At 44.0% G+C, this 12,178-nt stretch carries 10 protein-coding genes; 2 read left to right on the top strand and 8 right to left on the bottom strand.

Annotated elements, in window-relative coordinates:
- Nucleotides 1-158: 158 nt before the first annotated feature.
- The 3 genes from Q8O35_RS14405 to Q8O35_RS14415 form a co-directional block, all read right to left on the bottom strand.
- The gene (locus Q8O35_RS14405; RefSeq protein WP_305574565.1) at nucleotides 159-1,952 is read right to left on the bottom strand and encodes a hypothetical protein; all 1,794 of its coding nucleotides are present in this window, start codon (nucleotides 1,950-1,952) and stop codon (nucleotides 159-161) included.
- Between the two features lie 147 nt (nucleotides 1,953-2,099).
- A complete protein-coding gene (locus Q8O35_RS14410; RefSeq protein ID WP_305574568.1) occupies nucleotides 2,100-3,140 on the bottom strand; it encodes a toprim domain-containing protein in 1,041 nt (346 codons plus the stop codon).
- Nucleotides 3,141-3,396: 256 nt separating this feature from the next.
- Nucleotides 3,397-4,674: an AAA family ATPase gene (locus Q8O35_RS14415; protein ID WP_305574571.1), complete on the bottom strand. Its 1,278-nt coding sequence runs from the start codon at nucleotides 4,672-4,674 to the stop codon at nucleotides 3,397-3,399.
- Between the two features lie 1,967 nt (nucleotides 4,675-6,641).
- On the opposite strand from Q8O35_RS14415, the gene Q8O35_RS14420 reads away from it, so the two are divergent.
- Nucleotides 6,642-8,543, top strand: a complete 1,902-nt coding sequence (locus tag Q8O35_RS14420) for an ATP-binding protein (RefSeq protein WP_305574573.1) — start codon at nucleotides 6,642-6,644, stop codon at nucleotides 8,541-8,543.
- A gap of 87 nt (nucleotides 8,544-8,630) precedes the next feature.
- Here Q8O35_RS14420 and Q8O35_RS14425 read toward each other — a convergent pair whose 3' ends face one another.
- The 5 genes from Q8O35_RS14425 to Q8O35_RS14445 all read right to left on the bottom strand — a co-directional run bounded on the left by Q8O35_RS14425 (nucleotide 8,631) and on the right by Q8O35_RS14445 (nucleotide 11,006).
- Nucleotides 8,631-9,026, bottom strand: a complete 396-nt coding sequence (locus Q8O35_RS14425; RefSeq protein ID WP_305574575.1) for a hypothetical protein — start codon at nucleotides 9,024-9,026, stop codon at nucleotides 8,631-8,633.
- The gene (locus tag Q8O35_RS14430; RefSeq protein WP_305574577.1) at nucleotides 9,019-9,660 is read right to left on the bottom strand and encodes a recombinase family protein; all 642 of its coding nucleotides are present in this window, start codon (nucleotides 9,658-9,660) and stop codon (nucleotides 9,019-9,021) included. Before Q8O35_RS14430 ends, Q8O35_RS14425 begins: the two co-directional genes overlap by 8 nt.
- A gap of 67 nt (nucleotides 9,661-9,727) precedes the next feature.
- Nucleotides 9,728-10,177 (bottom strand): hypothetical protein, encoded by a 450-nt coding sequence (locus tag Q8O35_RS14435; RefSeq protein ID WP_305574579.1) that lies wholly within the window; start codon nucleotides 10,175-10,177, stop codon nucleotides 9,728-9,730.
- 42 nt (nucleotides 10,178-10,219) lie between these two features.
- Nucleotides 10,220-10,624: a hypothetical protein gene (locus Q8O35_RS14440; RefSeq protein ID WP_305574581.1), complete on the bottom strand. Its 405-nt coding sequence runs from the start codon at nucleotides 10,622-10,624 to the stop codon at nucleotides 10,220-10,222.
- A 10-nt stretch (nucleotides 10,625-10,634) separates the two neighbouring features.
- The gene (locus tag Q8O35_RS14445; RefSeq protein WP_305574583.1) at nucleotides 10,635-11,006 is read right to left on the bottom strand and encodes a hypothetical protein; all 372 of its coding nucleotides are present in this window, start codon (nucleotides 11,004-11,006) and stop codon (nucleotides 10,635-10,637) included.
- Nucleotides 11,007-11,204: 198 nt separating this feature from the next.
- Here Q8O35_RS14445 and Q8O35_RS14450 point away from each other — a divergent pair, with 198 nt between their 5' ends.
- Entirely contained in the window at nucleotides 11,205-11,699 is a 495-nt protein-coding gene (locus tag Q8O35_RS14450; RefSeq protein WP_371133146.1) for a MucR family transcriptional regulator, read from the top strand.
- Nucleotides 11,700-12,178 lie beyond the last annotated feature (479 nt).

Below are 12,178 nucleotides of genomic sequence, written 5' to 3' on the forward strand. Positions count from 1 at the left end.
CACAGGTTAGAGGGGGAGATAAACATTAGTAGACCGTGAAGGCGGGGTTATGGTTTTATAGTTAAGAGCAAAAAGAGAAATGAGATTTAGCATTGCCCCATTTATCCGCCAACGCCAGGCCCTCTTGGGTAGGACGCATTAAAACTTCCTGGAGGGGGTTAGTGGGAAACAATAAACGGATTACCATGGCCAAAAATAAATCCACTCGCATTTGAAACTGTAATATTTGTATTCTTACATTCAAGACTGTTCATATGCGCAGAATGCAACATGATAATCTTCTCAAGGTTTTGCGTTATTGAGAGCTTTGGATTGCTTAGTGACAGCCTTATAAGCGATACAATTATGGTATCGAAATATGAGTGTAAGTGTTCTATGAGGGACTTTATGAATGACAACACTCTCGCCCTATGAACAATTTGGTTTCTCACAAGGTATATCCTTCTAATATGCCAATCCAGCCTTTCACAATGCTTTTTGTAAGTCTTATAGATATCCCCAGTTGTAGAGTAGCTGTTTGATATTGAGGCGCATCTATATGCAAGCAATGGGTTGTCAAGATTACTGATAAACGCATCTCGAGATGCCTTGTGTTCTGCTGTTGTTAAAAAAAACATGGCTTTGTTGTAGTTCTCGCTATCAGTAATGGCATCAAGGGTCGCTTTTCCTGTGTTTGAAACTGCGCATATATCATCATAAGCGGATTCAAAAATCTTAAACGGGTACGTCACTGTCAGTAATGGCAATATGTATTGCAAGTAAATCTCAATCCGATGCTCACCATGTAGTGGTTGAGGAAGAAATCCCTCTATGGCAGACCAGATGTCAAGCAGCTGGTTTTCTTCATTTAAGCTGACAGCCGCCGCTTGATGCAAATCAAATGAACGCAAAAACTTCATCAGTAAATCACTACTATACTGACCAGATAGCAAAAGTTTGTTACTATTCAAAAGTAGCTCTTCTCGTTCAGTATGCTTAAGCATTGCACCCATTTTCATTGCATTTTGTTCACTGTTTATGCAAATGCACTTGTCGTTTTCGTCAATTACTAAGCATCTAAACGAGCATCTTGTCAGTTCAGTATGGTTGTGAAAACTTGAAATACCGAACAGCATGCTCAAGACGGACCTTGCATATGATATGGCGGTGTGTGGCTCTTTTGCGCGAACTTCGTTGATAACGATATAGCTAGTCAATCGCTTGTCTTCTTGATTCAAGAGATTTAGTTTAAGCCGATTTGTTGTTTTGATTGACCCGCCATTCTGCTTCGAAATTTTAAATGTTTTTGCAATGTCAGGAGCAATTTCTAACTCTGCGCTACACTTAAATACGATTGTGAAATCCTTAGGCGCCATACTAAACAGCTTTAAGAAATCTGAAATCTGTTTGTGGTCCGTGATTTTCTTAGGGGCTACCTTTGGACTAAAAAAAAACTTTTTCGTCATGTGATATGCGTATTTTCCGCTAATGTTGTTTTCGTCTAGTTCGCTGCAAAATGCCAAGGCAAGCTTACGGATTGTCTCTTTTTCTGCAGGTTTTCCAACATACTCTTTAATCCTTTTATTCAGCTCTTTCCAGTAAGTCTTGCAAATTTCTTGCTCTATATTGCATGCAATAACGTGAACTCTTTCTTTGTTTTTTATTTGCGAAGTGAGTCTTCCAATGTAGATTTTAATTTCTTTCTTTTGTTGCCCTGTAAGCACAGCATCACTTTCGACTTTGTATTTAAGCTCTTCGATGCAATAATTCAAACTTGATTCAGGTGTGTGGTTTTGAGAATACTCAGAGCATAGGTATCTTAATTCATGACAGCATAGATGCGTGCTCAATGAAGGGGCACGATATGAATCTATGGTTTCATAACAAAGAGCCTCTTCAAGAGCTTGCGCAAAAAACAGTAATCCCTGACACCTTGTTGGGTTTTGCCACTTTGTCATGTCTAGTTTTTTCATTGCTCTCACCCCTCCCCCAAAAGAAACTTGGTATTCGCTATACTATCAATGTGCCATTGTCAATTTGCCGTAGCATTCCTCATTTCGCGCTGTTTCAAATCGTATGTTTTCTGGTATGGCGATTGGGCGCTATCGTTTGCTGTCGCATTAACCAAAAATTGCGCTAGTTGGCGTTAATTTTTGCAGCAAGAAGCTTTTGATTCCAGTTCGTACCCACTCTTTGACGGAGATACCCGCTGCGGCCATATCACCCACGTCCTTTCCAACACTTACTGGCCAGTAAAATGCGTTAGTAAAGTTCTGCTCCCACCATGATTTTGCTGCAATACCAGCTTCATCGTAGTCAGTAGCCAACAGGATAATCTTTGCATTATTGAGCAACCTGGTAGTCTCAATGTCAGGCCTGTTTGATGCTGAACGAAGGGCAATCACAGAGGCCCATACTTTCGCTTCCTGGGCCACTAAGAGCGCATCAAGCTCGGACTCGACCACAACCACGCATGGGCCGCCAGGAAGCCTCAGGGGGGTCATAGAGCTACCTGGAACAACGATGTACTTACCCATGCCTTCGGAATCATTCCAGGGATATCTCCTGACCTTGATATCGACCACGGTACCATTGGCAATCGTAGGGATAACCAAGCCCTTAGAAACGAATAGTTTCTTGGGGGGTCTTATCTGAGGATTGGTTTCAGGTTTGAAGCCCCAGTGCTCTCTGGTGAGGCAAAGGTCATCGGGATTCCAACCAATTTTATAAGACTTAATGGTTTCATTGGTCAATCCTCTGGACAGTGCATACTCCATCCCCTGCTTATCCAGGCTGATATATTTGGCGCATTGGTCAACAAGTATGTTGGCTTGTGCGGTCCAATCGTCATTGGGAAGGGCTGAAGCTTTGGGTGTCCATCTTTCAACCTTAGGCTCTGGGCTCCTAAAAATTTCCTTCTCTTTGCCCTTGTCCTTGGGTTTGATACCAAGACGCTCACAAGCCTGAATATAGCTCAGTCCTTCGGTGTCATGGAGAAACTGAGTTTCATCACCTGACCAATTGCAGACCCTACACCAGAAGCGACCTTGGTCGGGCCAAGTAATGAATCTATCATCTCCACCACACTTAGGGCAGGGTCCACAGAATTCGGCGGAACCCCCTTTCTGTTTAGAACCTAACAAAGGGAAAATATTATTCATATATTAGCCATCCAATTTTCAATCCATCCCCAATAGGGGGGAGGAACAATCTAGTGTTACTTCCCCCTTTAGGGGGAGACGTTGGATTCTAGATTATTCATACGAAATATGAATATTTTAGAATCCAAAAAGGTCTGGATTCTGAAGGGTGTGGATTCTGAAAACTTATTATTTTCCTAGATAATCCAGAATCCACCACCTAAAATAACCACTTTTGAATCCAGAACTTACAAGCCACCCGTTTTAATCTTACTAATTACTGCACGGTCACAAGGCACTCTACAGTTCTGTTAGTATCCGAAGAGGTCCTCTTTACCCAGCTAAGTTTACCGCTCTTAACAATCTTTTCAACAGCATACTCAGTTTCGGACTGGGTATAAGAATGCCCAGATTCCTTAAGATGCTTGGACAAATTCTTTTTCACATGAGTTCTAGTCATCAATGTATTTCCAGAAGCTTCCGATTTCTTCACTTCATTAATAATGAAATCAATGATTGCTTCGTCAATCGTGTCAAACTCTTCAATATTCTTAAGGTCAAAGAACTCAAGATAACCACCTTCTGTCCTGCGAAGAAAGAGAACATCTTCAGGAGGGCCATAGTTCTTTTTCACGACCTTAATTGCAATAAACTCGCCATCTTTGGGCTTATTGTCGAGTTTAAACTCTTTCTGAGCCCAAGCGCCAGGGAGAGAAACCATATTTAACTGCCAACGAGAAGCACCAGTGAAGGCCGTAGCACCACGAATAGAATCCTGGTGAAGAGCAGATTCAAGGTTAAAGCTTTTACCTCTGGGAATGCTCACCTTGTTGGTATGATGAACACAGAGAACGGTAGCACCAGTTTCATGAGCCAGTCTTTCCATCAAGGTACAGAAAATACTGGCGATGCTGTTGCTGTTTTCATCCTGGCCGTACACTCTGCTCATAGGGTCAATCACAATCAAGGACAGGTTCTCAATTCCCTTGGCGAACTCAGTGAGAAGATTAAACTCTTCAGACTCTGCGATAGACTTTCCATCATTCTTAAGAAGCAGTAGATTCTCACCGAAGCCAGGGTAGGTGAACATGTTGTTTTCTATTCTTTCACTAATCATTTCACGCTGAGTTTCGTCGTGTATAGACTCCAGCATGCGTTTAACGACAGTTTTTACTCTAACATTCAGAATGTCCGCATCTTCTTCGCAAAAGACACCCAGGACAGCCCCATTCTCTCTCGGAACGAAATGGTACCCAAAGAGTCCCTTCCCCGCAGCAATTGCAGCAAGCAATTGAAGGGCAAAGAAGGACTTACCAGTACCAGGAGGGGCAACAATCAGCCCAAAAGTCTTTCTCAGAAGAGAATCAAGGATGAGCCAGGCGATTTCAGGAGGAACGGTCTTGAGGATGTTCTTGACCCTATACCTATCATAATCGCCCTTCTGGAAGGGTTTCTTTGACGAAGAAGGGGAGGCTTTAGCCATACCCTGCCTCTCCATATCAGCCACAGCTTCTTTACGTGCATTGACCTGTTCGAGGATTTCGGTGCCGCTCATACAGCACCTCCATCCATCAAACAAATGATAGCAGGTGCGAAAGAAAGTCTCGTGATAGGGGTGGCAAAAGGAGCGCCATTCTTCCGACTGGGCACAGCTTTTTCTGCGGGTATAATGCGCGTGGTGTTATGACAATTGTGAGAATTTTTCCTTCTCGCGTGAAACAGCGTAGACTTGTGAAAATTAGTAAACATAGCTTTTACCTCTCTAATTATCCTCCTATTTCACAGCATGTTTCAGGTTAACGTTAAGAGCCTAAAAATGTTTGAAATAGCAAGTTATGTGGTTCTAAGGAATACGACCTTAGCCAGAGTTGTTGGTGTTGGTTGCTATTAAGTCATAATTTCTCCTTATGGTTGATGGTTACCACTGCCCCTGCTGTTTCAATGTCACATTCCAAGAAACAAACGTTGGGCTTGGGGTCTCGTCCTAAAACCTGGATACATTCTATACGATATTTCTGGCAAAATCAACCCTAGTTCTGAAAAAAAGTGAAAGATTTTGGTTAGTAAATAAAATAGAAATTGTGATTATAAAGACGGCAGAAGCAGAGGGTTTTGCTCCTGGGCAATTACGCCAGAAATACTGAATCAGCAATCATTTTAGGGCCATAAGCGTGTTTAAAGAGTGTTGCCAAGTCCATTGTTAACGCTGAAAAAGCCTTTCGCCTGAAGTTTATAATCGGCTTCGAAAGCGGCGCGCCCCTGCCAAGAGGACAACAAGACGCTGTTTTGAGAAACATGCTCCGGCTAAACAACCCGGCTCTTTGACGTGTCCGAGCCCAACCTCAATCAAGAAGCCAACCAGTTCTTGGGTTCCATGCTTATAGCGGCCTGGTCTTGCTTCCTGCTATTCAATGAAAGCCCTTTAATTCCAAAGAATCCTGTGCTACGTAGCAACCAATTTCGAACCCGGAGAACCTTCATGTGAACAGTAGCCAACTAATTGCAGCGCTTTCCGAGCATAGGAACCTGAAGACCGAAGAAGCCACTATCCTTCACAACGACGAACGTTGATTCCAGATTATATCGAACAGACAGAGAGGGGTTGGCAGTGGAGTGTAAAATTGATGTTCCCTGGCCTAAGGAAATCTCACAAAAAGCCGTCGTTGAAAAAGCGCAGAAAAACAGGTCGTTTCAAACATGGCAGGAATACAAAGCAATAATGACTGGAATATCTAGTAATCATAGTAAACTATCTCAAGAAGAGTTAGAAGAAGACCTACAGAATTCGTATGAGCAGTACCTTGATTCTCGAGACAAGTTCCTGGTGTTTAGAGAAGGCTCGTTGATTGATGTGCACAATAGGGGCCACGTATTAATTATGTCTGAAAACTGGACTGGAGAGTTTCGGGACCATCTGGATGTTGAAATCCGCTACGTTCAGAAATTGTCGATTCCATGTATTTGGAATTCATACTATGAGGCCATGGCCTACACATGTGGGACAAGGTGGACGCCAGCACCGTCAAGGCAGACTGTTAACGCTGCGAAGCCGTCTGATTTTCGGAAAGTATGGCATACCTGGGGACCTTATCGTGTGAGTCTGAATTGCACTGTTAGGCCAAGTTACCTTAAGCTTTCCAGCGAATATGAGTCTGGAACATTCAGGTTTTTATATTGAGACATGATAAGACTCTGCACGAGTGACTGGAACCTGATAGGCCCTGTCGAAATAGTCAATAGTGGCGTTCTGTTATAGAGTCGCCCCGCCTGGGGGGCCCTGTTTCAAAATGGCTAGGTGATAGGTCTAGCCATACCTGTAGAGCTAGTGGTATTTTGCCCGAACGATTTTAAAGCCAGAAAGGGCTTCGCTGGCTCAGCCTCCAGATTATTGCCAAGGGGCTACAATCTACTCACACGAAAAGACGGTGCGATGTCTTATGCTTACGGGCTGTCGTTGATATCATTAAATGTATCTGTGTTTAGCTAACGAGCGAGCTACACACGATAAAGGATTTATTAACAATGAACGTTAATATTAAAAGTTATGTTAAAAGACTTGGAAGAGTTCACCTCCTCGACACGGTTGTTGAAGCCGTAGCGAACTCTTTGCATGCAGGAGCACATAGCATTAAAATTTCAGTTGATTATACGGATATGCTTGATAATGAAAAGTGGATAAATGGTTTGTCGATTTGTGACGATGGCGAAGGTTTTCACAATGAAAACCAAGACTCTTTTAACGAATTCATGTCTGATTATAAATTGGCTCTTGGCTGCAGAGGAGTCGGGAGGTTTGCCTTTTTAAAAGTGTTCTCTATTGTGGAATATGTTAGCATTTACAAAGATAGTGGTATCTTTTACACTGTAAAATTCAATTTTAGCGAAAAGTTTTCAAAGGACGCATTTGTTAAGAGCGAAAGCTTGCCCTCAAATACTGGAACAGTCGTAAGTTTTTCAATGGTTAACGAAAAGTATAAAGACAAAAGCTGTAGGGCATTCAACGTTGGGCAAGTTAAGGAATACATCATTCACAAGCTTATTGCAGAATTGTCTTTGATTGACAGTTTTTGTATTGACATACGTGGGTCTGATGGGACTCGCGCGGCAATTGATGGAAATGATATCCCAAAGCTGTCTGCACATGAATTTATAATTAAACAAAAAGATACCGATAATATGCTCAACGGTTCAAGTTTAGAGAAAAAGTTTACTTTGAAATATAGCTTTTGCGACAACGGAGACGTTAAATCATATTTCTGTGTAGATAATAGGACAGTACAAGAAACTGGATTGAGCATACGCCTTTGTGATGGTACAGGAGGTCTTTTTTTGTTGTCTAGTGACTACATAAGCAGATATGTAGACGACATGCGGACAAAAGTTGCAATTCCGAAAGATGCGGCCATAACAATGGCTAATATAAAAGAGTGTGCATCCGAGCAGCTTACCAGTATTATTACTGCTAGATTTCCTGAAATTCATGATAAAAACATAAAAACTGTTGATGATGTGTCTAAGAAATACCCGTACCTGAAACGTCATTTAGGTAAAAGTACGTCAATTGGGGTTTATGACAAGAAAGAATTAGTTAGAAGCGCGTTCGAATCTCAGCGAAAAGCAAAAGATGCTGTAATCAACGAATTAGACCAATTGACAACGAGCTATAACAAGCTGCTCGCTGAGCACAGTGTTTCAGAAGTTTTTATTGATAAGTTCGTGAGTCATATTGCGCACACCAATGAGATAAACAAGGAGAATCTTGTTGAATTTGTCTGGTACTCAGACACAATCATCGATTTTCTTTTGAACCTTATAGAAAACAATTTCGCTGATGAGGCGACTATACACAACATAATAGTTAAAATGAAAAATGATTACTACACGTCGCAAGATGTTGTTCAGACAGAATTGAATAACATGTGGATATTTGGTCCACAATTTATGTGTTATGATTACATTGCCAGTGATAAGATGATTAAATCTATTTTGGCGTCTTTGGATACTGATATGCTTGAGTCGCTTGATTTTTCTGAGAAAAAGCCTGATATTTTTATGGCCATGCCTTCTTCAGATACTCGCAAGGCCTCAGATATCATTATATTTGAGTTAAAGAAGTCTAGCTCTAAGTTTTTTGAAAAGACGAAAGGTATACAGCAGATTGTAGCTTACGCGTCTGCTCTTTTAGAAAATTTAAAAACGATTTCTATAGTCTGGGGATACCTTGTTGTTGATGTAGACGAAACACTCGAGAAGCATTTAAAAACTGATGGATATCACTATTCATACTCTGAACATGGCAAGGTCATGGTTAGATATTACGAAACTCTAAATCTTTTGCTTACTGTTGTTGACTACAAGGCTTTATTGTTTCTGGCAAAGTCAAGGAATAATATCTTTACAGATATCCTTACTAAACAAGTCTAAAATTAACTATTGCTGTGTTTTGAGCATGCGCACTACTCGTCTGCTACAGTATTCTTGAAGTGCGGCTCCCTGTTTTGTCATGGTCGGTTATCTTCTTGAGGGTTCTTTTAGCTCTATGGAGAACTGCGGATTGCCTTCTTGCTCAGGGATTTTCTTATCCTCCAGGTAGAAATCTTCTGTTGATGCCAGGGTACAGGAGACAGAATTTAGACTCAGAATGCTGTTCAGGGGGATTTGGTCTAGCTCCTCAAAGAGAGCAAGGTCGTCCAATGGTATCGGCCACCAAGCTCTGACCCAGAATGCCTTCCCGTGGGCGTCCTGGGATACCCCATCAAGGAAGAACCAACGAATCCTATCAGGCTTCGTTTCGTCCACCCACCACTTCCTGAAGACGAAAGCCTTAACTGTGACGCTCAGGCTGACTTGGTCTCCCAGACCTTGGGTTTTAAACTTCTGAAGGGCGTCCTGGGCCTCCTTATCCATTCACGGCCTCCTGAAGCTCACCAGGAGCTTCCTTCCCTTCCTTAAGGACCACATAGACCAACTGAGTGGAGATTCCGTACTCAGCGGCTAGGCCCTTCTTGGATGTGCCCCACACAGCACGTGCGCGAATCTCAGCCTTCTGTGCTTCTGTGAGTAGCGCTGGGCGGCCAAAGCGAACACCGCGCTTCAGGGCAGCTTTAATCCCCTCGTTAGCTCGTTCCCTGATGATGGAACGTTCAAACTGGCTGAAGCTACCCAAGATTTGTAAAAGTAAAAGTGACATTGGGTCCTCATCGCCCTTGAACGTTAGGTTCTCTTTGAGGAAGCGGACCTCTACCCCACGGGCATTGAGGTCAGAGACGATGCGCTCCAGGTCGGCCAGGTTGCGGGCCAGGCGGTCAATGGAATGGACGTAAAGAACGTCGTTGTCTCTGAGGTAGCGAAGGCATTCCTGAAGGACAGGGCGGTCAGTGCTCTTGGCGGATGCTTTCTCTTCAAACACCTTGTCCAGGGTCACGCCGTCCAACTGGCGGGCGGTGTTCTGGTCGGTAGTGCTGACACGAACATAGCCAACGTTATTTCCCGGCATCAGTTCTCCCTGTTTGAGGTTACAGAATTCCCTAAACTTCATCATAAAGCGACCTAGAAACTCGAATTTTGACTTTTATTGGGCAGCAGTTTTCAAGGTTTTTAAAACCCACTCAACCGTACATTTCTGGATTCACGATTTTCATGGACTCAATCTCTTCATCTGTGAAATCAGAAACAGGTTTTAGCGTGAATCCTTTTGGGGCAACTGTGGACCTCGTAAAATTATACATGTCAAAATGAAGAACAGACTTAGTCGGGCAATCAGTGACAGAGACTTCAAATTCATCAATTTTAGTTTCGAGAATCGGTGACGAAACGCTTCCTTTCCTGCGATAGCTGACAGGCTTGCCTTCTTTGGTCCTGAGCCTGTTGAGGTAGAAGACTTCTCCTTGCACGTGGTTCACAGGAATCGGATTGGTAATGGTTCCAAACTCACCATGGCCACCAGCAAGCTTATCGCTACCCAATTTTAGCTTCAGAAATGCGTCCTTGGTCCAAGGGCATTCCAATGTATCAATGACTTGAACCACTATCGGTTCATCAATCAGTTTCTTCTTCATGCTCACACCCTCCATATTTCTATTTAGGTCTGGTGTGAGATTCTAGAACTGGCTCTGGTTGTGAGCGTTGATAGCAGCAGCAATCAGGGCCTCATCCCCCGGAAGCTTGAATCTGAACCCGGCAGGAAGCTGAGGCTGGTTCAAGCAATTGTAATCATCAAGAAGCTCAGCCTGGTTCTTCTCGTCAACCAGGAACTCCTGAAGCGGCATCACTTTCGTAATCTCATCCTCGATGGCTCCTTCAGCACCTTCGCTGGCGTCGGAAGTAGCAAGCACGGCCAAGGCCTCGTTGAATCCGGGCAGGGCTTCAATGTCGTTAATGATGAAGTAAAAATTTGCGCTGGCGGGACCGCACGAAAATCCTGAGGAAACAAGCTGCACAATTATGGTGTGTTGGGTGATATCCTTCTCATCGTAAACCCTGCTGTAATCTTCCCAGTTGCTCATAGCCCCCCTCCTATTTCAGGTTGTTGGCCCATTCCTTAAGAAAGGACGGCAGCACGTCCAAGAGCCAAAGGAGGAGCCTCATGCCCTCCATGAGCAAGAGCTTCCCCATTAGCACGTAGACGACGATGAGGAGGCCGATGATGTTAAGAATGGGAATCAGGCCCCAGGTGAAGCATGTGTCGAAGCTGATTGGCATAGAGAGGGTTTCGGCCAAGGCGTAGTGAATGAGATGCCCAAGACCGTAACCAAAGACTCCAATGTATGCTGATGCTGCCATGGCGAAGAAGAAAGCGTAGGCTAAAAGACCTGTAAACGTATCCCAGAAAATTGAATCTGAGAACTTTTTGTCTTTGTCGTTATTGGGAGAATCCTTAAGTGACACAGCCACCTCTTTGGTTGAATATCCCCTAATTATACACCTCCTGCAAAAAGTTTATCAACCTTACCCACAGACTTTTTGGAAAAGAAATATTGGCTTGGAGTACGTATGAATTTTAAAAATTGCTTTACAATATTTCAAAGAGGTCATAGCAGCGAAATCAGAGCATCCACAAACACGACTTTAACAAGGAGAGCCATAATGTCTGAGAACTACAAAGCGGCATTAGAAATTGTTAAGGCCCAGGCGAGTGTCAGGGCGATGAATGTTGAAGAGATTGGAACAATGGTCCAGGACCTAGTAAAAAAGCTTGATGCAATTTCTGGTGGGGTAGAGATTGAGGCTGCTCAGCCTGAAGCTGCTGCCGGTCCTGTCATGGACCCGAAGAAGTCCATCAAGGAAAATGCGATTGTTTGCCTATGCTGTGGCAAGAGTTTTAAAATCCTTACCAAGAAGCACCTGGCTGAGCATGGCTTGGACAAAAAGTCGTATCTGGCTCAGTTCGGGCTGAAAAAAGGCACGACTTTGGCCTGCAAGGCTTTGGTGAAGAACCGCAAAGCCGTAATGGCTGAATCAAAGATTTGGGAAAAGGTGCCCGCTGGTAGCAGGGGCAAGAAGAAGGCTGCGGAGCCCAAGGCCGCTGCACCCAAGAAGGTGACCGCTAAGAAGGCCGCTCCTACTGAGAAGAAAGACTAAATAGAAGTAGGTTCAGGCTCCGAAAAGTAAGATAGAGAAAGCCCCTGCCATTGCTCCTTTCATCCATTCCGGGGCTGTGGCGGGGGCTCTCTCTTTGTCATCAGCAGGACCAGGAGGTATACTGAACCTGTGAACCTCAAACCACTCATCAAGGCTATCCTGGCCCAGTACAAACTCGACCCGCAAGGGCTCCACGGGCTTCCTCATTGGGAACGTGTTCTTCAGAACGGACTACGCCTGGCTGAACACACCGGGGCCGATTCCACGGTCATTACCCTGTTCGCCTACTTTCATGACGCCTGTAGGGGAAACGAGTGGAAGGACCCTGAACATGGGGTGCGCGGAGCAGCCCTGGCTCAGAAGCTCAGGGGCAAGTTTTTCTCGTGTTCAGATGCTCAGGTGGACCTGCTGGTCATAGCGTGTTCTCGTCACACAGGAGGGACTCCTGAAGATGACCAGGATATCACGGTCCTGACGTG

Origin of the sequence: Humidesulfovibrio sp. (assembly GCF_030689645.1) — a bacterium.
In the GTDB taxonomy this organism is placed as follows: domain Bacteria; phylum Desulfobacterota; class Desulfovibrionia; order Desulfovibrionales; family Desulfovibrionaceae; genus Humidesulfovibrio.